Source organism: Achromobacter sp. EB05 (assembly GCF_044232075.1).
Lineage (GTDB): Bacteria > Pseudomonadota > Gammaproteobacteria > Burkholderiales > Burkholderiaceae_B > Achromobacter > Achromobacter dolens.
In genome coordinates this window covers 4,353,511-4,376,093 of sequence record NZ_CP155917.1, presented here as the reverse complement: position 1 = coordinate 4,376,093, position 22,583 = coordinate 4,353,511, and the positions used below count along the sequence as shown (strand labels likewise).

The window sequence follows — 22,583 nt, the reverse complement described above, 5'->3', positions numbered from 1 at the left end:
GGCGTTGCGCCGTTTGGCCTCGGACTTGCGCCCTAGGATGAAAGCCGTCTGGAAGGTCGGGGCGAAACGCCGCAGTATCACAGCGAGGACTTGAGAGCGTGGCACCGTGGATGCGCCTGGCGAGCCCGATCGCCGTTCCGGTGCCGCAGGCCATATCGACCTGACACAGGAGCAGGAGACATGAAGACCTACAGAGTGGGGCTGTTGATCGATGGCACCGACCAGCCCGGCTGGATCCACGACATGGCTGAGTGGCTCGCGCGCAGCCAGGATTTCGATCTTTCCGCACTGCTGGTCATGGAGAAAGACGCCGCCGGCCTGGCGCCGCGGTTTGGCGCCAAGGCGCTGTTCGGCACGCTGTCGCGGCTGGAGTCGCGCCTGCTGCCGGCGCGGCAGCGCCAGATGCTGGCCTGCCGCGACTTGCGCGACGGCCTGCCCGCATCGACCACGGTGCTGACCCTGCCGGCGGGCCCGCGTGACAGCGGACGCGATGACGGCGTGGCGGCGTTGGGGCTGGACCTGGTGATCATGCTGGGCGCGCTGCCGCCGCCGCGCTCGCGGATGGCGGGCTGGGCGCGGCACGGCATCTGGCGGCTCAGTTATTCCGACATCGCCGTTTCCACCAGCCGCTATGCGGGGTTTTGGGAGGTCTATCAGCGCGAGGACCATACCACCGTGAAGCTGTGGCGGGTGGGCGCCAGCGCGGACGAGGATGCGCTGCTGGACCAGCGCAGTTTCAATACCGAGGTGTTCTGGCTGAAGAACCAGACCCGCGCGTTCAGCCTCGGCAATTTCATGGTCTATGACGCGCTGCTGGCGCTGGCGCGGGCGCGGCCTGGCGCCGCGCCTCCCGGCATGCAGATCATGAGCGGCCAGCGCCGCGACGATCCGGCCGAGTGGGACAGCGCCGCCTATATCGCCCGTCAGGCCTGGTTAATGACCGATTTGATTGTGCGCCGCGTCATGAGGCGCAATGTGCGCTGGCGAATCGGTATGTTCCCATCGACCCGGCAACAGGCGGTGGTATCCGAGGCCATGGTATTGCAGCCTCCCAAGGGGCGTTTTTTCGCGGATCCGTTTGTTTATATGCGGGGCGATCATCCATATATTTTTTTTGAGGATTACGATTTTCACTCGCGCAAGGGAACGATCTCGGTCGCCACCTATGAAAACGGGGCTTTTCAGTTGCTCGGGACCGCCCTGAATCTGCCTTACCATTTATCATTTCCATATATTTTTGAATATGAAGGAACGACGTACATGGTGCCGGAAACGTGCGGAAATCGTAGTATTGAATTATGGAAATGCACGGAATTTCCGCTGAAATGGGAGCTTGATCTGACGCTCATGACCGATGTTTCCGCGGTCGATACTATTATTTTCAAACGCGGTGAATACTGGTGGCTATTAACCAATATCGATCGCACCGACGGCCAGAATCACTGCGATGAATTGTTCGCCTTCTTCGCCGACTCGCCGCGCTCGAGCCACTGGACGCCGCACGCCTGCAACCCGATCGTGCGCAACCCGATGCGGGCCCGCAACGCCGGGATCGTTGTCTCGCCTGGCGGAGAGGTGATCCGCTGCGCGCAGTACCAGGGCTTCTGCCACTACGGCAAGGGCGTTTCGCTGAACCGGATCGAAGAACTGTCGCCGTCGACCTACGTCGAGACCGACGGCGAGATCCACTACGCCAGCTTCCTGAAAAAACGCCATGCTTCAATGCACCATTGGCATCATCAGGGTGGCCATACGGTATTTGACTTCGCGTATATGGAGTAAATGACGCAAGCTACCGGAAAATAAAAGTGTTACCTATATTTCTTTTGCGGCGGATAGCCGCGGGCATAATGTGTCGGTGGAAACATATCGACAAGTCTGCCGCCCGATCCGGCCGCGTCGCGACTGCCTTTCCGTCGGCGCCGGTCGCGCCCCGTTCCCCCCGCGCATGCCTTGAACATGGCCTTGCCCAAGCCGGCCTGCCGGCCTGGGAGCCGCTTGGCGCGCGGCTTTGCGCGCGGATGGGCTTGGTGGAAACCCTAGCGGATGAAAGGATGAGAGGGGTGTCTCATCCTGTTTTATGAGTACGTTTACGGCTAACGAATGATTTCTGTTTTTGTCGGATTATATCGCTTGCCAGCGTCTTGATTTTGCCAATTTCGAACCATAAGATGGGTTCATGCCATCCGTTATGTTGGCTACGAAAGTCTCCCAGCCCAAATGGCCCGGTGCAGCGTCATTAGATATTCCGGGAAATCGCGGACCACCCCCGCGGGGTTGGAAAAAAAATAGTCTTCAGCACAGCGAAGATCCCTTCTAGGCCTGTTGAACAACCGGGAGGCCACCATGGCCAAGATGGTCCTGATTGAAGCCCATCCGCTTCTGCGGCTGGGGTTATGGCAGATTCTGAGCAAGTTGGACGATGTGTGGGAAATCGAAGGAATGGGGTTGGCCGATGTCTCGAAGGCCAACGGGGCGCATGCCGGCGCAGATCTTCTGATCTACGGCCTGCCCGTGGACAGCGAGGAAGCCTGGAGCACGCTGCATGAGATCCAGCGCGAACTCAGCCCCAAGCGCATCCTGCTGCTGACCGATGTCATGCCGCTGCCGATGCCGGTGCAGGGCTTGCCCGGCGCCAGCGTGTACGGTTGCCTGATGAAGACGGCGTCGGTGGAGATCCTGGAAGCGGCCATCCGCCTGGTCATGGCGGGCGGGCAGTGCTTCCCGAGCGAGCAGGCGTTGCAGGCGCCGGCTCAGGCCAGTTGCGTGCTGCCGGCGCGCGAGACCGATGACGCTGGCAAGGGCACCATGCCGATCAGCGCGGGCGCGCAGTTGCTGCAGATCACGCCGCGCCAGTACGAGGTATTGGTGCTGCTGGCCAGGGGCTATCCCATCAAGACGGTCAGCCGCATGCTCAACATCTCGGTGGCCACCGCGAAAACGCATGCCTGCACGCTGTACCAACGCCTGCACGTCAAGAACAAGGGCGAGGCCGTGTACGCGGCGCTGCAACGCGGCGCCACGCTGGAATGGCATGAGCCCAACGCTCGCGACGTGGACGCCGGACAGATGTATGGGCGCAAGCTGGGCTGAAGCGCCGGGGCTCGGCGCCCCGGCTCGCGCCATCCGCCAGACCGCGCGCGGCCCCCGCCCATCGGCCCGGCCGGGCGCTCCCCGCCATCCCGCCTAGGGCATACACTGCAGCATCGGCGGTCGCCGTGCCGCAGCATTCCTCCTCCAATCATCCTCCTGTACGAGATTCAGCGAACGTAGCCGCTGATAGCATGGGTTGTGTCCGCAAGCATGGGTTGAGACGGCGAATCGCTATGCCGCCAGAGCCCACCCCGCGCGGCGGACGAGATTCCCGTGAGCCGGGTGACGCGCCGGAACCGTCGTCGCTGCCGTGCGCCGCCTTGCCATGGGAACCGTGTCTGGACCCTGTGTCACAAGGTTCCCCCCGGGATGACAACCGTTCTGATCGAAGACTACGCGCTGCTTCGCGTCGCTATCCAGCATGTGTTGGAGCGCGTGCGCAATGCCGAGGACATCCTGGCGATCTCGCCAGCCCATCTCTTGAACATGCCGGGCTCGATCAATCGGCCAGTGGAATTGCTGGTGGTCGGCTGCAGCGGGGTAACCGAGCCCGACATCGGCCTGCTGTCGCAGGCGATGGCGCTGTTCATGCCGCGCCTGGTGCTGGCGCTGTACGCGGTGCTGGACCAGAACGTCATGGCCGCCTGCGCGCGGGCCGGCGTGGCGGGTTATCTGCCCAAGGCCTCCAGCCCGGATGCGTTGGCCGCCGCGGTCAGCCTGGTGCTGGCGGGCGGGGAATGCTATCCGCAGCCAGCGGCGCGGCCATTGGGCGCCTCGCAGACGGCGGCGCCGGAATTGCGCGAGCTGACGCAGCGGCAGGAGGAGATCCTGCAATTGCTGGTGCAGGGCAAGACCATGCGCGAGATCGGCCAGCACGTGGGCATTTCGGTGGCCACCGTCAAGAGCCATGCGCGCACCCTGTACTGGAAGCTGAACGCGCGCAACCAGGCCGAGGCCGCCTACATCGCGGTGCAGATGGGCCTGGTGCGCGGCAGTGGCAAGCCCGGCGAACCCACCTGAAGAAGTCCCAGGAAAAAGGCGGCGCGCCCTCAAGCGCGCCGCCCTGGATGGCGCCAGGCCGTGATGGCGGCGTCAGCGGCCCGTGTCGCGGCGCGCGGCGCTGGCGGCGCTGGCAGGGCTGGGCGCGGCCGGCACGGTGACGGGATCGACCACCGCCGCGAACTCCCGTTCGGCGGCCGCCAGCACCGCGTCGATGTGCAGATAGCGCAGCGCGTGGCGGCGCGCGGCGGTGCCGAGGGTTTCGCGGATCTGCGCGTTGTTGGCCAGCTTGCGCACCGCCTCGGCCATGGCCGCGGCATCCTCGGGCGGCGTGACCAGGCCGCAGTGCGCCACCACGCCGGCCAGCTCGGTGCCGCGCGCGGCGCCGCACACCACCGGTCGGCCGCTGGCCAGCATGCCGGTCAGTTTGGACGGCATGACCAGATCGGCGGCGCCGGCGCGTTGCGGCAGCAGGTGGATGTCGGCGGTGTTCAGCAGCGCGCCCAGGCGTTCGCAGGGCTGCAGGTCGAGAAAGCGCACCCGCGCCAGGCCCTCGCACTGCGCCTGCAGCGGCGCGCGTTCGGGACCCTGGCCGCAGAACACGAACCACAGGCGCGGTTCGTGCTCCAGCAACCGCGCCACCTGCGCCAGCGTGAGCAGGCCCTGCTTGCCGCCCATGTTGCCGGAGTACAGCGCCACCACCGCGTCGGCGGGAATGCCGAGCTCGGCGCGCAGATTGCCCGCGCGGTCGGGCGCGATGGCGTTGACGTCGATCCAGTTGGGCAGCAGCACCGCGCGCTGCGGGTCGATGCCCTTGTACAGCGCCAGGTCCTGCATGCGCCGGGAAATCGTCGAGACGCGGTCGAAGCGCCGCATCAGCCAACGCTCGGCGCGCTGCACCAGGCCGCGCAGTCGCGCGCCCTTGAGCAGGCCCAGGTCGAAGGCGGCGTCCACTTCATAGTCCTGGATGTGCAGCCAGGCGCGCGCGCCGCTCAGCCGCGCCGCCAGCCATGCGGCTGGGGCGCAGAAGAGGGCGGGCTCGACCACGAGGATCAGGTCCGGCCGGCCTGCCGCCGCCCGCAGCAGCGACGGCAGGCTGGACAGCGCGAAGCTGGCCAGGTGCACCAGGCGCTTGGCGCCGCCGGGCTTGCGCGGCACCCACAAGGGCGCGCGCCGGACGTCGACGCCGGCGCGCGTCTCGCGGCGGTAGCGGCCGGCGTGATAGCCGTCGTGGACCTGCCATTGGGGATAGTAGGGCGGCGCGGTGACCACGCTGACCTGGTGGCCGCGGGCGGCCAGCCATTCGGCCATTTCCGCGTTGTACTTGCCGATGCCGGTCAGCTCCGGCGCGTAGTTGATGCTGTACAGAAGGATCTTCATGTTGGCGGCTCCACGCGGGGTTTGACGGGACGGCAGGGATTGCCCAGGCACACCATGGCGGGCGGCAGGTTGCGGAACACCGAACTGCGCGCGCCGACCACGGCCTCGCGGCCGATGGTGACCCCTGGGCCGACGAACACGTCGGTGGCGACCCAGGCGCCTTCCTCGATGCGCACAGCGCGTTCGCGCAGCGGGAAGTCGGGCTTGCCGGCGTCGTGGTCGGCCGCGCACAGGTAGCTGCGCTGGGAGATCACGGCATGGGCGCCGACGTGGATCGGCCCCAGGCTGTAGAGCACCGCGTCGTCGCCGATCCAGGCGTAGTCGCCGATTTCCACCTTCCAGGGATAGGTCACGGTGGCGCTGGGCCGGATCAGGACTTTGCGCCCGACGCGGGCGCCGAAGCAGCGCAGCAGCCAGCGCCGGAAGCCGTAGGCCACCTGCGGCGACCAGCGGAACAGCGACCCCTGCACCAGCCACCACAACTGCACCGTCAACGCCGAGCGGCCGCGCTGTCCAGGCGCCACGGCGAACTGGTCGAGCCGCTGCAGCGCGCTCATTTGGCGGCTCCGGCCACCGCGTCACGCTGTCCGCGCTCGGGCTCGGCCAGTCGCGCCTGCCGGATCTCCTCGGTCTTGATGCGGATCTGCCAGTAGTACATGGCGCGCGCGATGGCGTAGTCGAAGCCGGCGCGTCCGTCGAGGAACCCCAGCCGCAGCACGTACGAATGCAGGAACGAGATCGGCGCCTTGAACGGCATCGCCTGGAATACGCGCTTGAGCAGCGCCCGCGCGCCAACGTTGGCCTCGCGCGGGTCGTTCATCAGGCCCTTGATGCGCAGGTTGGCTTCCCAGTCGGAGTAGCGGTTGTGCTTGTCGAAGTAGTGGTACAGCGAGTCGTGGTCGTTGTGCACCATGCGCGCCCGCAGCGCGAAGGTTGCGCCCTGCACCTGGGGCTGGTAGTGGCCCTCGACCTCCCACATGTGGGCCACGTCCAGGTCGTCGTAGTCGAGAAAGCGCGAGCGCTCGCGCGCCAGCAGTGCCAGCTTGTAGACGCGATGGCCGTGGCGCAGCTTGCGGCCGCAGAACACGTAGTCGAACGGCACGAAGGCGCCGCCGGCGCCGGCGGCAAAGCGCGGCAGCGCGGCGCGGATCTCGGCGGCCAGCTCGGGCGTCATTTCCTCGTCGGCGTCGACGTACAGCACCACGGGGTGGGTGAAGGGCAACTGCTCCAGGCACCACTGCTTCTTTTTCGGGTACTTGCCATTCCACTGGAAGTTGCTGACCTTGGCGCCGAGCGCGGCGGCCATGGCGCAGGTGGCGTCGGTGCTGTTGGAATCGACCACGAAGACTTCGTCGAAGTCGGCCAGCGCCTTCAGGCATTTGGCGATGTTGCGTTCCTCGTTCTTGGTCATGACGACCACGGACACCGGTATCTTGGACATGATGCTTTCCTTTCAGGAGGCGGCGCGCCGCATCAGCGGCTGGAACAGCTCGATGACGTCGCGGCAGTGCCGCTCCAGTGAAAAGGCGTCGGCGCGCCCGGGGCCGTCGGCCGCCAGTTTCGCGCGCATGTCGCCGTCGTAGGCCAGGCGGCGCACCGCCGCGGCCAGGGCCGCCGCGTCGCCCACCGGCACCAGCAGCCCGTAGCGGCCGGCGTCGAGGATCTCGGCCGGCCCGTGCGGACAATCGGTGGAAATGACAGGAACCCCCAGGCACAGCGCCTCGACCAGCACGTTGCCGAAGCTCTCGCGCACCGAGGTCAGGGCGAAGGCGCCGGCGCCGGCGATGACCGGGAACGGGTTGTCGATGTGGCCGGCCAGCGTCACCGGGCTGCGCGAGGCGCGTGCGTCGATACGCTTTTGCAGGGCGGCGTGTTCCGAGCCTTCGCCCAAAATGGTGAAGCGGATGCCCGGGTCGTCCAGCAGCGCGGCGGCGTCGATCAGGGTGGCATAGTCCTTGACGGCCTCCAGGCGACCGACCGCGACCACGTGGTAGGGCGCGGCGGCAGGCTCGGCGTCCGTGGACGTCGCGCTCTGCTCGCGCACCTCGTCCAGCGGCACGCCGTTGTAGATGGTGCGCACCTTGCCGCGCAGCGGCGGAAACATGCTGACCAGGTCTTCCTTGACGCCGCGCGACACGCCGACGACGGCGTCGTGGCGGCGGTAGGTCTGGCTCACCAGCCAGCACTTGAGCCGCCGCATGCGCGACGCGCCGTAATGGATGGCGGGGCTGCTGTGCTCGAAGGCGACGGTGGCGAATTTGCCGCGCAGCAGCTTCCTGGCCAGCACCACCAGCATATTGCACAGCAGGCCGTGCGAGCAGACGATGGCGGGCCGGTCACGGCGGATCTGCTTCAGCAGGCGCCAGAACGCCACCGGCAGCATCAGCCGCAGCGAGGTGGGCGATTCGATGACCGGCAGCGCCCGTGTCACGCGTGGATTGGCGACCGGGTACTCGCGGTTGCGCGAGCGCAGCAGGAACAGCGCGGCGTCCTGGCCCCGCTCGGGCAGGGCATCGGCGATGAAGGCAACGCATCTTCCGACGCCGCCGTGCAGGTCGGGCGCGACGAACAGGACATCAGGCATGGGGCAGTACTCGCGGTGACGCCCGGCGCATGGCGTCCGGACGGGGGCTGGGAGCCGCGGGTGCGGGCGTGGGCACGGGCATGGCCCGCGCATTGCGTATCAGCGACAGGCAGTAGCACAGCAGGAAGCCGGTGAAGGCGGTCTTGGGGGCGTACGCCAGGCCGCCCGAGAGCGAGTCGATGAAGATGTAGATCGGCGCCGTGGCGAGCAGATAGCGTCGATGCAGTTCGAGTCCGGGGTGGGCGTAGCGCCGGAACAGCGACAGCAGCAGGATCAGCAGTGGCGGCAGCATGATCATCGCCGTGCCGACGATGCCGAACTTCATCAGGTAGAAGGCCCAGGAATTGTGCGCGAACGTGCTCAGTTCGAAGCCGTTCTCGCCCATCACCCAACTGCGAAAGCCGGCGCCCTTGCCGAACACCGGGCTCTCGGCGAACGAGTCCATCTGGCCCTGCATCTCCTGGATGCGGGCGCCGTAGCTGGAGTCCTCGTCCAGGCGTTCGACGCTGAAGACGCGGTTGGTCAGCACCTCCAGGTAGCCGATGCTGGCGAACACCAGGATGCCGGCCACCGCCGCCGGCGCGAAGATCATCACCACCCGGCGGCGCACGTCGGAACCGGCCGCCAGCATCACCGCCAGCAGCACGGACACCATCAGTTGCAGGTACTGGCTGCGGTTCAGCGAGAACACCAGCGCCAGCAGCATGTACACCGTCAATGCGTAGGCCTTGGGGCCGGACACGTTGAGCGTTTTGCGAAAGTACAGCAGCGACACCACGCCGAACGGAATCGCCCAGACGCCGAGCCGCACGTTGCGCAGCGGGTTGGCGACGCTGAAGCCCTGCAACTGCTCCAGCAGCATCAGCGTGGCCACGGCCAGGCACGCCGCCACGATGTACTTTTGCAGCAGGGCGTAGGCCGCCGGGCTGTCGATGTCCTTGTAGCAAAGGAACGGCACGCTCAGGAAGTAGAAGACGATGCGCAGGTCGCGGGCGACGTCGCCGGTCTCGATGCCCGGATGATGCAGCGACACCAGCAGCAGGTAGATCACCGTCAGCACCTGCAGGCCCAGCAGCATGCCGAGCGCGCCGCGCGGCAGGGCATAGGCGGCCGGGTCCGCCAGCCGCAACGCCTTGACCACCAGGATGGCGACGAACAGCACGTCGAACGGCGACAGCTTGAAGCTGCCCACCCCGAGGATGAAGTGGTCGTCGTTCAGCGCCAGCGCGGTGAAGGCGAACAGGCCCAGCAGGTGCAACGTGGAAAGACGGCGGTGCGGATGCATGGCGGCTCCATGGCTGGGTGGGGTCAGTGCGCGGCCCAGTCGTCGCGTCCGAACAGTTTGATGGCGAGCTTTTCGACGAGGTAGGACAGATCGCCCTGGCGCGCGTGCGCCGCCACCTGCGACGCCCGGCACGACAGGCCGAACAGCTTGCCCATGCCCGGTTCGGTGCGGCGGATACGCTCGACGATCTGCTGGCGTTCCTCCAGCAGCACGTCCTGCATCAGCGCGGTCTTGGTCTCGTCATGGGCGGTGTACACGCCCATCGCGTCCGGCACGATCTGGTTGCGGCCTTCGCGCAGCAGCCGGCTCCACAGTTCCAGGTCCATGCAGTAGCGCATGCTTTCCTGCAACAGGCCGTGCTTGAGCAGGAGGTCGCGGCGGAAGATGGCCGACTGGTTCGGGATCGAGGCCTTGACCACGGTCAGCGTGCCGCGGTTGACGGGGGTGTAGTGGATCTTGCGGAAGATGTGGTTGTCGGCGTCGGCCACGAACAGGTTGCCGCTGACGATCGGCGCCCGGCCCCGCGCCGCCGCCGCGCCCAGCTTGCGCAGGGCGCCCGGGTAGTACAGGTCGTCGGAGTTCTGCCAGCCGACATAGTCGCCGGTGGCGCGCTCGAAGCCCTTGTTGATGGCGTGCGACTGGCCGCGGTCGGGCGCGCTTTCCCAGTGGGTCAGGTAGCGCTCGTACTTGCGGATGATGTCGACGCTGCCGTCGGTCGAGCCGCCGTCGATGATGATGTACTCCAGCCGCGGATAGCCCTGGTTGAGCACCGACACGATGGTGCGTTCCAGGAAGCGGGCCTGGTTGAACGAGGGGGTCACGATGGTCAGCTTGGGCAACAGGCCGCCGGCGATCGGCGCGGGCGGGCGCAGCTCGCTCACGAAATCGATCAGTTCACGCGAGTACTCGTTGTGACGCTTGCGCATATAAGACCTCAGCATGTTCACTACCGGGTGGCCGCAGGCATTGCGCCCGGGTAGTCGGGCCGGGATTGACGGATGGCGAGCGCCACGCCGGCCAGCGTGATCGCCGCGTAGGCCATGCGGCCCCAGGCGGCGGCGTGTTCGCCCGCCGCGTGCACCAGGACGGCCATGACGCACAGCATGGCCAGGCCGCCCAGGCCGTTCAGAATGGCGACTGCGCGCGAGTTGCCCAGCCCGAGCAGGGAAAAATGCGCGGCCGCGTTCAGCGACAGCAGCCCGGAGGCGGCGATCAGCAGGCGGAAGGTGCCCAGGTGGCCCTCGGCCACCGCCTGGCCCAGCAGCAGGTCCAGCAGCGGCGCGCTGACCGCCAGCACCGCCACGGTGGCGCCGGCCGACAGCAGCAGGTTCCACCGCATCAGGCGGCGGATTTCCTCTTCGGCGGCGCCGGGATGGGGCGGCGCCGCGGCCAGCCGGCTGACGCGCGGCATGGCCTTCTGGAAAATCGCCACCGAAGCGGTGTGGATCATCTGGCCGACCTGCACGCCGACCGTGTAGATGGCCAGCGCGGCCGGGCCCATCAGGCTGCCCACCAGCACCCGGTCGACCGAGCCGAACGCCAGGGCGCTGAGGCTGTTGAGCCAGGACCAGCGCGAGAACTTGAACGCCGCCAGCATCGCGCCGCGGTCTCGCACCGGGCGCACCAGCGCATGGCCGTAGCGGCGCGCGAACACGCGCATCTTGACCGAGCCGGCCAGCAGCAGGCCGACCGCCTGGGCCAGGCCGGTCCAGGTGGGCGAAGCGGTCAGCCAGGCGGCGGCGCAGGCCAGCGCCATGGTGCCGCTGCGGCTGAAGACTTCGCACAGGGCGGTGGCGCGGAAATCCTCGCGGCCCTTGAGGCAGCCGGACATCAACTGGTCGTATTGCTGCGTCAGGTAGACCGCCAGCGCCGGCATGGCCAGCAGCGTCACCGCGACCCCGCCGAAGGTGGCGGCGGGCCAGCCCAGCCAGACCACGCCCCACAGCAACGCCGCGGCCGCCGTCACCACGCCGAGCGCGCAGCCGATCAGCGACATGGCGACGCCTGCCGCGCGGTAGGCGCCGCCCGGCTCGTGCAGGCGTTCGGACACCAGCTTGGTGGCGGTCACGGCGGCGCCCAGGTTGGCGGCGTTGCCGAAGCCGGCCAGCGCGATGATCATCGAGTACTGGCCAAATCCCACCGTGCCCAACTGGCGGAACAGGATGGGCAGCGCCACCAGCGCCGCGACCGGGCCGATGCCGTATTCCACCAGCCCCCAGAACGAGGCATTGCCGGCGACGTGCTGCCTGATGAGTCGGATCATCGGTGGGCCTGTGCTCGGTTGGCGTGGCGCTCAGGCCACGGGCAGCGGCGGACGCGCCTGCTCGCGCAGGAAATGGCCATAGGCCAGCGTCACGCCATGGGTAAGCGATATCTCCGGTTTCCAGCCCAGGGCGCGCACCCTGGACGAGTCCATCAGCTTGCGCGGGGTGCCGTCGGGCTTGCTGGCGTCGTAGACGATGTTGCCCTGGTAGCCGACCACCTGCGCCACCACCCGCGCCAGCTCGGCGATGGACAGGTCCTGGCCGGCGCCGATGTTGTACATGCCCTCGGCCGACGGCGTTTCCATCAGCATCACGCAGGCCCGCGCCAGGTCGTCCACGTACAGGAATTCGCGCAGCGGCCTGCCGCTGCCCCACAGCGTCACGCTGTCGTCGCCGGCCTCGCGGCCCTCGTGGAACTTGCGGATCAGCGCCGGCAGCACGTGGCTGCTGTGCAGGTCGTAGTTGTCGTGCGGGCCATACAGGTTGGTCGGCATGGCGCAGACGAAGTGCGCGCCATGCTCGCGCTGGTAGGCCTCGCACAGCTTCAGCCCGGCGATCTTGGCGATGGCGTAGGGCTCGTTGGTGGCTTCCAGCGGACCGGTCAGCAACGCGTCCTCGCGCAGCGGCTGCGGCGCGTCGCGCGGATAGATGCAGGACGAACCCAGGAACAGCAGCTTGCGCACGCCGGCCGCGTAGGCGGCGCGGATCACGTTGCACTGGATCATCAGGTTGCGGTAGAGGAAGTCCACCGGATGGTTCTGGTTGGCCAGGATGCCGCCGACCTTGGCGGCCGCCAGGTACACCACGTCGACCGGCGTGGTCGAAAAGAAGCGGTGCACCTGGTTCTGGTTCTCCAGGTCCAGTTCGCTGTGGCTGCGCGTGATGACCTGGCGGTAGCCGCGGCCCTGGAGCTCGCGCACCAGCGCCGCGCCCACCATGCCGCGATGGCCGGCCACGAACACGCGTTGATCCTGATGGCTCATGGCGGGCTACTCCTTGTAGGCGTAGATTTCGTAGCCGTTCTGCTCCACCAGGGCATCGCGGCGCGCGTCCTTCAGGTCGCTCTCGACCATCTCCTTGACCAGTTGGGCGAAGGTGGTGCGGGGCGACCAGCCCAGCTTCTCGCGCGCCTTGGTCGGATCGCCCAGCAGGGTCTCGACCTCGGTCGGACGGAAGTAGCGCGGGTCGACCCGCACGATGACCTGGCCGGCCTTGATGTCGTGCACCGGGCTGAACAGCACCGTGGCGGTTTCGTTCAGGCCCTCGCCTTCCCACGCCAGCAGGATGCCCAGCTCGCGCGCGGCGGTATTGATGAACTCGCGCACGCTGTACTGCATGCCGGTGGCGATGACGTAGTCCTCCGGCGTGTCCTGCTGCAGCATGAGCCACTGCATTTCGACGTAGTCGCGCGCGTGGCCCCAGTCGCGCAGCGCCGACAGGTTGCCCAGGTACAGGCATTCCTGCAGGCCCAGCACGATGCGGGCCAGGCCGCGGGTGATCTTGCGCGTCACGAAGGTCTCGCCGCGCTTGGGCGATTCGTGGTTGAACAGGATCCCGTTGCAGGCATACATGCCGTAGGCCTCGCGGTAGTTCACGCTGATCCAGTAGGCGTACAGCTTGGCGGCGGCGTAGGGGCTGCGCGGATAGAACGGCGTGGTTTCCTTCTGCGGGGTCTCCTGCACCAGGCCGTACAGCTCCGAGGTCGAGGCCTGGTAGAAGCGGGCCTTGTCCTCCAGTTTGAGGATGCGGATGGCCTCCAGCAGGCGCAGGGTGCCCAGGCCGTCGGCGTTGGCGGTGTACTCCGGTTCTTCGAACGACACGCCGACGTGGCTCTGCGCCGCCAGGTTGTAGATCTCGTCGGGCTGCACCGATTGCACGATGCGGATCAGGCTGCAGGAGTCGGTCATGTCGCCGTGGTGCAGCACGAAGTTGCGCGGCTGGTCATGCGGATCCTGGTACAGGTGGTCGATGCGCGCGGTATTGAAGAGCGACGCGCGCCGCTTGATGCCGTGGACTTCATAGCCCTTGGCCAGCAGGAACTCGGCCAGGTATGCGCCGTCCTGTCCGGTGACGCCGGTAATCAGTGCCCGTTTTGGCATGGTTTTATCCTTAAGACTTAGTCACTGCACGAAAGGAGCCGAAGGCTGCGGAACCGATGTTCAACGAGATTACTGTCGCACCCGCCGCGGAGATATCGGCCAGAAGGTCTAAGAGATCAGCCTGTCGATAGGCAAAAAAGGACTGGATGATTTCGTCCAGCGCGCCCAGCGCCGTCACGATCGCCAGCGCCGTCAGCGCGGGGCGCCGACGCACCGAGGCGTAGATCAGCGCCGTCAGAAAGGCGTAGGCCGCAAGGTGCAGGCGCTTGTCGCCGAAGGTGGCCGACATTTCCGCCGCCAGGCCTGGCAGGTTGCCCACCGTGACCAGCGCCAGGAAGAACAGCGCCGCCGCGGGCAGGCAGATCCGCGCCGCCCCCGGGCGCAAGAAGGACGAGGCCGCGCGCCGCGGATCAGACACGGCCGTACATGTCCTGGAAACGGACGATGTCGTCCTCGCCCAGATACGCCCCGGACTGCACCTCGATGATTTCCAGCGGGATCTTGCCGGGGTTCTCCAGGCTGTGGACCTCGCCCAGCGGGATGTAGGTCGATTGGTTTTCGGTCAGCAGGTATTGCTTGTCGCCGTTGTAGATGCGCGCCGTGCCTGACACCACCACCCAGTGTTCGGCGCGGTGATGGTGCATCTGCGACGAAAGTCGCGCGCCCGGCTTCACGGTGATGCGCTTGACCTGGTAGCGCGGCCCCTGGCCCACCGAGTCATACGAGCCCCAGGGCCGCTGCACCTCGCGGTGGTGGTTCATTTCACTGCGGCGCTGGCCCTTGAAAGCCTCCACCAGCCGCTTGACGTCCTGCGAGCGGGTCTTGTGCGCCACCAGCACCGCGTCGGCGGTCTCGATCACCACGATGTCGTCCAGTCCCACCGAGGCCACCAGCCGGCTGGTCGAATGGATGAGGCAGTTGCGCGAGTCCTCGACCATCACGTCGCCGCTGGTGGAGTTGCCCTCGGCCGTCTTGCGGGCGATGCCCCAGACCGCGTCCCAGGCGCCGACGTCGCTCCAGGGCGCTGCCAGCGGGATGACCACGGCGCTGTCGGTGCGTTCCATGATGGCGTAGTCCATCGAGTCGCTGGGGCAGGCCTCGAAGGCGGGGCCGTCCAACTGGAACAGGCTGTCTTCGCCATGGCCGGCGGCCACGGCCGCGCGCACCTGCTGCAGGATGCGCGGCGCCAGGCGTTCCATCTCGGCCAGGAACACCGAGGCCTGGAAGGCGAACATGCCGCTGTTCCAGTAGTAGCTGCCGGTCTCGATGAAGCGCTGCGCCACTTCGGGCGAGGGCTTCTCGACGAAGCGGCGCACGCGTCGCGCCGGCGCCAGGTCGTCCGGCTCGGCCGCCTGGATGTAGCCGTAGCCGCTCAGCGGCGCCGTGGGCGTGATGCCGAACGTCACCAGCGCGCCCTGGCGGGCGGCCTGGTAGGCCTCGGCGAAGGCGGCGGCCAGCACCGGTCCGTCCTCCAGCACGTGGTCGGACGGCATGATCAGCATGACCGGATCCTCGCCGTCGCGCATCGCCCGCAGCGTGGCGGCGGCGATGGCGGGCGCGGTGTTGCGGGCGTGCGGTTCGAGCACGATCTCGGCGTCCTGTATGCCCAGTTCCTGCGCCTGTTCGGCCGCGATGTAGCGGTGGGCGGCGTTGCAGACCAGCATCGGTTTGGGCTGGGCGCCGGCCGAGCCGAGCCGCAGCAGTGTGTTCTGCAGCAGGCTGCGGTCATCGGTCAAACGGATGAACTGCTTCGGCAGCAGCTCGCGCGACAGGGGCCACAGGCGCGAACCCGAACCGCCGCAAAGGATGACGGCCCGGTAGGGGGGATGGGGGTGGGGCATGGCGCTGACTCCTTGAAGTAGGCCTGGGTGTTCGGATGCGCGCCGGGATCGGCGGCGATGGCCGCCGGGGATTGCCAGCGGTAGCGGCGGTGCTGGCCCAGCGGCAGGTTGCCGGCATCCAGCGTCAGATCGGCCTCGTAGGCGAGGACGACGTAATGGGTGGAACGGCCGGGCTCGCCGGCGAAATTGGTGTCGTAGAAGTGTTCGTACACGCCGCGCGGCCGCCAGGCGGGGGGCGGCAGCGTCACGCCCAGTTCCTCGCGGGCGATGCGCTGCAGCGCCCGCGCCAGCGTCTCGTTCTTGCGGATGCGGCCGCCCGGCACGAACCAGGCGCCCTGGGCCGGCGGGTTGCTGCGCAGCCCGGTCAGGTAGCGGCCCTCGGCGTCGCGCAGCAGCAGGTCGATGGACACCAGCGGCAGCATCTCCACCGCGCGGCGGAAGTCGTCCTCGGCCAGCAGGCCGGGGGCCGGCGCGGCCGGGCCGGGCGAGAAACGCACGCGCGCCGGGACGATCAGGGGCCAGCCGAGCGGTTCAGTAGACATTTCGGCCCGTCCATCCAGAGACCGCCGTGCGGGCGATGATCATCAGGTCCATCCGGAACGTCCAGTGCTGGATGTAATAGATGTCGTGCTCGATGCGGTCGCTCATCTTGCGCAGCGTGTCGGTCTGGCCGCGCAGGCCGTTGACCTGGGCCCAGCCGGTGATGCCCGGCTTGACGCGGTGGCGCATCATGTAGCGCTGTACCAGGTCCTTGTAGAGTTCGTTGTGCTCCAGCGCGTGCGGACGCGGGCCGACCACGGACATGTCGCCGCGCAGCACGTTCAGGAACTGCGGCAGTTCATCCAGGCTGGTGCGGCGCAGGAAGCCGCCGATGCGGGTGATGCGGGCGTCATTGCGGGTGGCCTGGGTGACCACGCCGTGCTCCTGGTGCACGGTCATGGTGCGGAACTTGTAGACGTGGAACACCTTGCCGTCCACGCCCAGGCGCGGCTGGGTGAACAGCACCGGCCCACGCGAGGTCAGCTTCACCAGGCACGCCACCGTCAGCATCACCGGCGACAACCCCACCAGCGCGCACAGCGCGAAGGCGCGGTCGAAGGCTTCCTTGGCCAGGTCGCGCACGCCGGCGGCCGGCAGGCTGTTGAGCTGGATGGCGGGCAGGCCGAGGAACTCGCCGATGCGGTGTCCCAGCAACTGGATCGACATCACGTCGGGGATCCAGCGGATGTCCACCAGGTCGTTGCGCAGGTGGTAGAGCACCTCGCGCAATTCCTGGCCTGCCTCCATCGGCAGCACGATCCAGACTTCCCGCACATTGTGCTCGCGCACGAAGCCATGCAGCGCGTCCAGCTCGTGCAGGCGGCGCACCTGCGGCGGCAGGTTTTCGTGGGCTTCGGCATAAATGCCGGCGATCTCGTAGCCGGCCTCGCGGTAGCGTTCGACACGGCGCCACAGGTCGTGGCCGAGCGCGCCGAAGCCGACCAGCAGCACGCGCTTGCGGTCCAGGCCGCGGTCGCGCGCCGCGCCCAGGATGGTGTAGGCCGCCAGGCGCACGCCGGCCAGCGCCAGGGCGACGGAGCCGAACCAGGTCGCCGCCCACAAGCGCGATACCGCCGCGCTCTGATGCATGAGAAAACTGACCAGAATGCCCAGGGCGAACACCGTGGCCCAGGCCGCCAGGCTGCGCACCACCAGGTCGGTCAGGCGGCGGCCGCGCCAGGAGACATAGAGGCGGAAGGCCGGGAACAGCGCGATGACGCCCAGGCCGCACAGGTAGATCAGGAACAGGTGGATCTGCGGAGGATCCGCCATCGCCTCGTCCGAGAACTTCAGCTCGGTGACGGCGAGGCCGCAGATGATGACGATCGCGGCATCCAACAGCCGGTAGAGATAGCTGGATCGGTTCGACCTCGCCGACGTGTCCGTAAGGGACGGGTCCATCGCGTACTCCTTTGTTCGGGGAGTCGCCCTGCGGCCGCGCGGAAAAAAAAAACGGTGCGCCGCCGCAAAGCATGTGGCTACCGTGGAAATCTTATTGAGTGCCCGGCGCACCCGAAACCTCCAAACGATGTAGGAGAAGGCTTAGGGCATCCGTCGAATGTGCGGGGCCTGGAAAAGGGAGTGGAATGTCGCAACCCGTTACGCATCGGGCTCCTTTCCAAGCAACGAAGTCATTCACAGTGGATTCGCCATGACGACATTTTTCGGAACGTTGAGCCGAGCCATCGCAGCCATTGCGCTCGTGTCCTCGCTGGGCGCCTGCGCCCTTTCTCCCGGCATGACCTTCAATGCCAAGCACCTGGTCGATCCGCTGGATCCGAACTCGGTGGCGCAGATCAAGGAGATCACGCCCTCGCTGGTGCTGGACGACAACCGCGCGCGGCAGGCGCTGCTGGACAACGACGGCATTTCGCGGCTGGTCGACAAGGCCGAGCCCTATCGCATCGGTCCCGGGGACATCCTCTCGATCGTGGTCTGGGATCACCCCGAGCTCGTCCTTCCGACGCAAACCTACGCCATCGGCACTGGGGTGACCGAACTAGCCTTCGGGGACACCGCATCGGGCATTCCGGGGTATACGGTCTCGTCCTCTGGATACATCCAATTTCCCTATACGGGATTGCTGAAAGTGGCGGGGTTGACTGAACTGCAGGCGCGCAATCTCATAGTCAACAGTTCCGGCAAATACATTCAGGACCCGCAAATCACGGTGCGCGTGCTGGGCTACCGCAGCAAGCGGGTCTACGTCGAAGGCGAGGTGAAGACGCCAGGCACGGTGGCGATCAACGACATTCCCATGACCTTGCTGGAGGCGATCAACCGCGCGGGCGGCGTATTGCCCACGGGCGACCGCAGCAGCGTGTACGTCATCCGCGAAGGCAAGAAGACCCGCGTGAATCTGCCCGCGCTGATCGACCGTGGCCAGGACCTGAACCAGGTCATGCTGAAGTCGGGCGACATCGTCCGGGTGACTCCGAGGGATGAGAGCAAGGTGTTCGTGACGGGCGAAGTGACTACGCCGGCCACGATCGTGATGCGCGACGGCAGATTGACGTTGAACGAGGCGCTGGGCGTGGCGGGAGGGCCCAACCAGTTGACCGCGGATTCGTCGCAGGTGTTCGTGGTGCGCAGCACCGAGCAGGCAACGCCGCTGGTGTTCCACCTGAATGCCGCCTCGCCGCAGGCCTATGCGGTGGCGGAGAAGTTCGAGTTGCAACCCAAGGACGTCGTCTTCGTCGATACGGCGGCGCTGGTGCGGTGGAACCGCTTCATCAGCAATCTGTTCCCGAGTGCACAGACGGTACAGACCGTGCATTCCATCAAGTAACCCTGGAGAGCTGCATGCCGTTGCCCATCGAATCGTTCGAGCCCTCCGTCCCGGCTCGCCAGCAGGAAACCCCGCTGTCCTCGCACGTGGACGCCATCTTCTCCAACCGTTGGCTGATCATCGCCATCACCCTGATCGCACTGCTGGGGGCCGTTGCCTACGTCATGGTGACCCCCTCGGTCTATTCGGCCGACATCATCGTCCAGGTGGAGGAGGAGCTGCCGCAAGGCCAGAGTCGCAGCCTCCTGGGCGACGTCTCGGCCATCTTCGACACCAAGGCCGAAACCTCCGGCGAAATGGAAGTGCTGCGTTCGCGCATGGTGGTGGGGCCGGCCGTCGACAAGTTCATGCTCTACATCCACGCCAAGCCGCGCTACTTCCCCGTGGTGGGCGAATGGCTGGCGCAGCGCCACGAAAGCCTGCCGTATCCATCCGGGCTACCCCGCGGCGGCTACGCCTGGGGCGGCGAGTCGATCTCGATCTCGCAATTGGACGTGCCGAACGAATGGCTGGGCAAGCCTTTTCGCATCACCAACCTGGGCGAGGGCGCCTACACCCTGAACGACAAGCTCACCGGCGCCACCTTCAACGGCACGGTCGGCAAGCCCGAGCACTTCCTGCTGCCTGGCGGCGGCGCGCTGGACGTGCACGTCGACGCGCTCAACGGCCGTCCCGGGACGGAGTACACGGTGTCGCGCACCTCGCGCCTGGCGGCGATCGAGGACGTGCAGTCGCGCCTGGGCATCTTCGAGCGCGGCCGCACCTCGGGCGTGATCGGGGTGACGCTGGAAGGCAACGATCCGGTGCTGACCACGGCGGTGCTGAACCAGATCGGCCAGGAATACGTGCAGCAGAACGTCAACCGCAAGTCGGCGCAGGCCGAGAAGTCGCTGGCCTTCCTCGACCAGCAGTTGCCGCAGCTCAAGCGCGAACTGGACGCGGCCGAGACCAAGTACAACTCGCTGCGCAACAAGCGCGGCACCATCGACCTGAGCGAAGAGGCCAAGCTGATCCTGGCGCAGTCGGTGGACGCCCAGACCAAGGTGATGGAACTGCGCGCCAAGCGCCAGGAGCTGATCACCCGGTTCGCGCCGACCCATCCGAGCATCGTCGCGATCGACCGCCAGATCGCCTCGCTGACGGGCGACGTCAACCGCATCGGCGACAACATCAAGCAGTTGCCGGACCTGGAGCAGGACGTAGTGCGGCTGGTGCGCGATGTGCGCGTCAACACCGAGCTGTACACGGGTCTGCTCAACAACGCCCAGCAATTGCGCCTGATCCGCGCCGGCAAGGTCGGCAACGTGCGCATCCTGGACGCCGCCGTGCAGCCGGACAAGCCGGTGCGGCCCAAGGCCGCCATCATCATCGCCGTCGTCACGGCCATCGGCCTGATCATCGGCGTGCTGTGCGCCTTCGTGCGCAACGCGCTGTTCGGCGGCCTGTCCGAGCCGGACGATGTCGAGCGCTACACCGGCCTGCCGGTGCTGGCGGCGATTCCGCACAGCGACCTGCAGGACAAGCTGTGGCGCCGCAGCCGCCGCAAGAACGCCACGGTGCCCGCGCTGCTGGCGCAGAGCCAGGGCAACGCGCCGCCGATCGAGAGCCTGCGATCCTTCCGCAACGTGTTGCAGGCCTCGCTGCGCCAGTCGGCCAACAATATGGTCATGTTCACGGGCCCGGTGGCGGGCGTCGGCAAATCGTTCCTGTCGGCCAATTTCGCTTTCATCCAGGGCGGGGTCGGCAAGCGCGTGCTGCTGATCGACGCCGACTTCCGCAAGGGCCAGCTCAATCGCTATTTCGGCGTGCCCAAGGAAGACGGCCTGTTCGAGGTGCTGTCGGGCACGCTGCCGCTCGAACGCGTGCGCAAGCATAGCGTCTCGGAGGGGGTGGATTTCATTTCCACGGGCGCGGTCAGCTTCGATCCCTCGGAACTGCTGGCCTCGCCGATCTTCGGCCAGACGCTGCGCGAACTGGCCAGCCAGTACGACATGGTCATCCTGGACACGGCGCCGGTGCTGTCCTCGCCCGACGCCGCCGTGGTCGGCACGCATGCCGCGGCGGTCATGGTGGTGGTGCGGTCGGGCATGAACACCGTGGGCGAGATCCGCGAAACCGCCAAGCGCCTGATCCAGGCCGGCGCGCCGGTCGACGGGGTGCTGTTCAACGGACTCAAACTGATGCCCGAGCGCTTCGGGTTCCGCTCCAAGTATGGCGGATACCGCTATTCGCGAGCCGCTTATTACGGTGATTTCAAGCAGAACGGCCCCAAGTAACCTCCGCGGAGAACTGGCATGCATGGAACGTTTGGCTGGGAAACCCCGCAGATCCTGGATGCGGTCTTCAAGGCGTATGACATACGCGGCACGGTGCCCGATGAAATCGACGCGCGCTTCGCCCACAGCCTGGGCATGGCGGCCGGCGTGCGGGCGCTGGAGCTGGGCGCGCGCGCCATGGTGGTGGGGCGCGACGGGCGCCTGAGCAGCGTGGAACTGGCGGCGGCGCTGCAGGCCGGGCTGCGTTCGGCCGGCCTGCATGTGATCGACATCGGCATGGCGACCACGCCGATGGTCTATTTCGCGGCCCGCCTGATGGACACCGGCGCCGGCATCGCCGTCACCGGCAGCCACAATCCGCCGTCCCACAACGGCTTCAAGATCGTGCTGGACGGCGCTTCGCTGTATGGCGACGGCATCATCGCGCTGCGCGACGCCATGCGCCTGCCGATCGAGTCGGCCAGCGTGGCCGGCGGCCGCACGCAGATGCAGATCCAGCCCTGCTACGCGGCGCGGCTGGTGGGCGATATCCGCCTGGCGCGCCCGATGAAAATCGCCATCGACTGCGGCAACGGGGTGGCCGGCGCGGTGGCGCCGGCGCTGTTCCGCGCCCTGGGCTGCGAGGTCACCGAGCTGTTCTGCGAGGTGGACGGGGCTTTCCCCGGCCATCACCCGGACCCGGCCGATCCGCAGAACCTGCAGGACCTGATCTATTGCCTGCGCTACTCCGACTGCGAAGTCGGGCTGGCGTTCGACGGCGATGGCGACCGGCTCGGCGTGGTCACCAAGTCGGGCCAGATCATCTGGCCCGACCGCCAACTGATCCTGTTCGCCCGCGATGTGCTGGCGCGCAACCCGGGCGCCGAGATCCTTTACGACGTCAAGTGCAGCCGCCACGTGGCGCGCGCCATCACCGAGGCCGGCGGCAAGGCCACCATGTGGAAGACGGGCCATTCGCTGATCAAGGCCAAGATGCGCGAGACCGGGGCGCTGCTGGCCGGCGAGATGAGCGGCCACATTTTTTTCAAGGAGCGTTGGTACGGCTTCGACGACGGCATCTACGCCGCCGCCCGACTGCTGGAGATCCTGTCCGGCGCGCCCAATCCGTCGGCGCTGCTCGAGAGCCTGCCGCAGTCCTGCGCCACCCCCGAAATCAAGCTGGAAACCACCCAGGGCGAGCAGTTCGAGCTGGTCGAGGCGCTGCGCGCCGGCGGCCAGTTTCCGGGCGCGCTTTCCATCAATGACCTGGATGGCGTGCGGGTCGACTACGCCGACGGCTTCGGCCTGGCGCGGCCGTCCAACACCACGCCCACGGTGGTGTTGCGCTTCGAAGGAGACTCCGTGGCCGCCCTGGCCCGCATCGAGGAGGACTTCCGCAACGCGTTCCGGCGCGTTGCCCCCCATATCCGTTTACCGTTCTAAGGAGCATCACGC

18 protein-coding genes and 1 pseudogene are annotated in these 22,583 nt (G+C 67.2%); 6 read left to right on the top strand and 13 right to left on the bottom strand.

Annotation, left to right across the window (positions count from 1 at the left end; all coding sequences use genetic code 11):
* Positions 1-180 precede the first annotated feature (180 nt).
* From AAID08_RS19795 to AAID08_RS19785, 3 genes are all read left to right on the top strand, one after another.
* Positions 181-1,782, top strand: coding sequence for a hypothetical protein (locus AAID08_RS19795; protein ID WP_395756816.1), 1,602 nt, complete (start codon positions 181-183; stop codon positions 1,780-1,782).
* A 564-nt stretch (positions 1,783-2,346) separates the two neighbouring features.
* Complete coding sequence (locus tag AAID08_RS19790; RefSeq protein ID WP_064524407.1) at positions 2,347-3,093, top strand: response regulator transcription factor; 747 nt, start codon at positions 2,347-2,349, stop codon at positions 3,091-3,093.
* A 369-nt stretch (positions 3,094-3,462) separates the two neighbouring features.
* Positions 3,463-4,113: a response regulator transcription factor gene (locus AAID08_RS19785; RefSeq protein WP_054503064.1), complete on the top strand. Its 651-nt coding sequence runs from the start codon at positions 3,463-3,465 to the stop codon at positions 4,111-4,113.
* Between the two features lie 72 nt (positions 4,114-4,185).
* Here the strand turns inward: AAID08_RS19785 and AAID08_RS19780 are convergent, their stop codons facing one another.
* The 13 genes and pseudogenes from AAID08_RS19780 to AAID08_RS19720 all read right to left on the bottom strand — a co-directional run bounded on the left by AAID08_RS19780 (position 4,186) and on the right by AAID08_RS19720 (position 17,486).
* Positions 4,186-5,472 (bottom strand): glycosyltransferase WbuB, encoded by a 1,287-nt coding sequence (locus AAID08_RS19780; protein WP_395756815.1) that lies wholly within the window; start codon positions 5,470-5,472, stop codon positions 4,186-4,188.
* Positions 5,469-6,029, bottom strand: coding sequence for a putative colanic acid biosynthesis acetyltransferase (locus AAID08_RS19775; protein WP_054503062.1), 561 nt, complete (start codon positions 6,027-6,029; stop codon positions 5,469-5,471). Before AAID08_RS19775 ends, AAID08_RS19780 begins: the two co-directional genes overlap by 4 nt.
* Entirely contained in the window at positions 6,026-6,913 is an 888-nt protein-coding gene (locus tag AAID08_RS19770) for a glycosyltransferase family 2 protein (protein WP_081273429.1), read from the bottom strand. Before AAID08_RS19770 ends, AAID08_RS19775 begins: the two co-directional genes overlap by 4 nt.
* Positions 6,914-6,925: 12 nt before the next feature.
* On the bottom strand, positions 6,926-8,056 hold the full coding sequence (locus AAID08_RS19765) for a glycosyltransferase (RefSeq protein ID WP_395756814.1): 1,131 nt from the start codon (positions 8,054-8,056) through the stop codon (positions 6,926-6,928).
* Positions 8,049-9,341 carry an O-antigen ligase family protein gene (locus AAID08_RS19760; protein ID WP_054503059.1) on the bottom strand — a complete coding sequence of 431 codons (1,293 nt, stop codon included), beginning with the start codon at positions 9,339-9,341 and terminating at the stop codon, positions 8,049-8,051. The genes AAID08_RS19765 and AAID08_RS19760 overlap by 8 nt, the downstream gene beginning before the upstream one ends.
* Before the next feature lie 23 nt (positions 9,342-9,364).
* Positions 9,365-10,267 (bottom strand): glycosyltransferase family 2 protein, encoded by a 903-nt coding sequence (locus AAID08_RS19755; RefSeq protein ID WP_054503058.1) that lies wholly within the window; start codon positions 10,265-10,267, stop codon positions 9,365-9,367.
* A 20-nt stretch (positions 10,268-10,287) separates the two neighbouring features.
* Positions 10,288-11,604 carry a lipopolysaccharide biosynthesis protein gene (locus AAID08_RS19750; protein WP_054503057.1) on the bottom strand — a complete coding sequence of 439 codons (1,317 nt, stop codon included), beginning with the start codon at positions 11,602-11,604 and terminating at the stop codon, positions 10,288-10,290.
* A gap of 30 nt (positions 11,605-11,634) precedes the next feature.
* The gene (locus AAID08_RS19745; protein ID WP_054503056.1) at positions 11,635-12,588 is read right to left on the bottom strand and encodes a GDP-L-fucose synthase; all 954 of its coding nucleotides are present in this window, start codon (positions 12,586-12,588) and stop codon (positions 11,635-11,637) included.
* Between the two features lie 6 nt (positions 12,589-12,594).
* Positions 12,595-13,704 carry a GDP-mannose 4,6-dehydratase gene (gene gmd / locus AAID08_RS19740; RefSeq protein ID WP_054503055.1) on the bottom strand — a complete coding sequence of 370 codons (1,110 nt, stop codon included), beginning with the start codon at positions 13,702-13,704 and terminating at the stop codon, positions 12,595-12,597.
* Positions 13,705-13,714: 10 nt separating this feature from the next.
* The gene (locus AAID08_RS19735; protein WP_395756813.1) at positions 13,715-14,122 is read right to left on the bottom strand and encodes a VanZ family protein; all 408 of its coding nucleotides are present in this window, start codon (positions 14,120-14,122) and stop codon (positions 13,715-13,717) included.
* Entirely contained in the window at positions 14,115-15,545 is a 1,431-nt protein-coding gene (locus AAID08_RS19730; protein ID WP_395756812.1) for a mannose-1-phosphate guanylyltransferase/mannose-6-phosphate isomerase, read from the bottom strand. The genes AAID08_RS19735 and AAID08_RS19730 overlap by 8 nt, the downstream gene beginning before the upstream one ends.
* Positions 15,546-15,556: 11 nt before the next feature.
* Positions 15,557-16,003 (bottom strand): annotated as a pseudogene (locus tag AAID08_RS19725) (GDP-mannose mannosyl hydrolase); the annotation flags it as partial.
* A 73-nt stretch (positions 16,004-16,076) separates the two neighbouring features.
* On the bottom strand, positions 16,077-17,486 hold the full coding sequence (locus AAID08_RS19720; RefSeq protein ID WP_395756811.1) for an undecaprenyl-phosphate glucose phosphotransferase: 1,410 nt from the start codon (positions 17,484-17,486) through the stop codon (positions 16,077-16,079).
* A gap of 250 nt (positions 17,487-17,736) precedes the next feature.
* Here AAID08_RS19720 and AAID08_RS19715 point away from each other — a divergent pair, with 250 nt between their 5' ends.
* Genes AAID08_RS19715 through AAID08_RS19705 form a run of 3 tightly spaced genes read left to right on the top strand, consistent with a single transcriptional unit; the run spans position 17,737 to position 22,571 of the window.
* Positions 17,737-18,873 carry a polysaccharide biosynthesis/export family protein gene (locus tag AAID08_RS19715; RefSeq protein ID WP_054503051.1) on the top strand — a complete coding sequence of 379 codons (1,137 nt, stop codon included), beginning with the start codon at positions 17,737-17,739 and terminating at the stop codon, positions 18,871-18,873.
* Positions 18,874-18,887: 14 nt separating this feature from the next.
* A complete protein-coding gene (locus AAID08_RS19710) occupies positions 18,888-21,149 on the top strand; it encodes a GNVR domain-containing protein (protein ID WP_054503050.1) in 2,262 nt (753 codons plus the stop codon).
* 18 nt (positions 21,150-21,167) lie between these two features.
* The gene (locus AAID08_RS19705; protein WP_054503049.1) at positions 21,168-22,571 is read left to right on the top strand and encodes a phosphomannomutase/phosphoglucomutase; all 1,404 of its coding nucleotides are present in this window, start codon (positions 21,168-21,170) and stop codon (positions 22,569-22,571) included.
* The last annotated feature ends 12 nt before the right edge of the window (positions 22,572-22,583 follow it).

What these genes read in the sequence shown, in the direction of transcription:
- AAID08_RS19795 (WP_395756816.1), top strand. Translation starts at nt 181, where the DNA reads ATGAAGACCTACAGAGTGGGGCTGTTGATCGATGGCACCGACCAGCCC.
- AAID08_RS19790 (WP_064524407.1), top strand. Translation starts at nt 2,347, where the DNA reads ATGGCCAAGATGGTCCTGATTGAAGCCCATCCGCTTCTGCGGCTGGGG.
- AAID08_RS19785 (WP_054503064.1), top strand. Translation starts at nt 3,463, where the DNA reads ATGACAACCGTTCTGATCGAAGACTACGCGCTGCTTCGCGTCGCTATC.
- AAID08_RS19780 (WP_395756815.1), bottom strand. Translation starts at nt 5,472, where the DNA reads ATGAAGATCCTTCTGTACAGCATCAACTACGCGCCGGAGCTGACCGGC.
- AAID08_RS19775 (WP_054503062.1), bottom strand. Translation starts at nt 6,029, where the DNA reads ATGAGCGCGCTGCAGCGGCTCGACCAGTTCGCCGTGGCGCCTGGACAG.
- AAID08_RS19770 (WP_081273429.1), bottom strand. Translation starts at nt 6,913, where the DNA reads ATGTCCAAGATACCGGTGTCCGTGGTCGTCATGACCAAGAACGAGGAA.
- AAID08_RS19765 (WP_395756814.1), bottom strand. Translation starts at nt 8,056, where the DNA reads ATGCCTGATGTCCTGTTCGTCGCGCCCGACCTGCACGGCGGCGTCGGA.
- AAID08_RS19760 (WP_054503059.1), bottom strand. Translation starts at nt 9,341, where the DNA reads ATGCATCCGCACCGCCGTCTTTCCACGTTGCACCTGCTGGGCCTGTTC.
- AAID08_RS19755 (WP_054503058.1), bottom strand. Translation starts at nt 10,267, where the DNA reads ATGCGCAAGCGTCACAACGAGTACTCGCGTGAACTGATCGATTTCGTG.
- AAID08_RS19750 (WP_054503057.1), bottom strand. Translation starts at nt 11,604, where the DNA reads ATGATCCGACTCATCAGGCAGCACGTCGCCGGCAATGCCTCGTTCTGG.
- AAID08_RS19745 (WP_054503056.1), bottom strand. Translation starts at nt 12,588, where the DNA reads ATGAGCCATCAGGATCAACGCGTGTTCGTGGCCGGCCATCGCGGCATG.
- gmd (WP_054503055.1), bottom strand. Translation starts at nt 13,704, where the DNA reads ATGCCAAAACGGGCACTGATTACCGGCGTCACCGGACAGGACGGCGCA.
- AAID08_RS19730 (WP_395756812.1), bottom strand. Translation starts at nt 15,545, where the DNA reads ATGCCCCACCCCCATCCCCCCTACCGGGCCGTCATCCTTTGCGGCGGT.
- AAID08_RS19720 (WP_395756811.1), bottom strand. Translation starts at nt 17,486, where the DNA reads ATGGACCCGTCCCTTACGGACACGTCGGCGAGGTCGAACCGATCCAGC.
- AAID08_RS19715 (WP_054503051.1), top strand. Translation starts at nt 17,737, where the DNA reads ATGACGACATTTTTCGGAACGTTGAGCCGAGCCATCGCAGCCATTGCG.
- AAID08_RS19710 (WP_054503050.1), top strand. Translation starts at nt 18,888, where the DNA reads ATGCCGTTGCCCATCGAATCGTTCGAGCCCTCCGTCCCGGCTCGCCAG.
- AAID08_RS19705 (WP_054503049.1), top strand. Translation starts at nt 21,168, where the DNA reads ATGCATGGAACGTTTGGCTGGGAAACCCCGCAGATCCTGGATGCGGTC.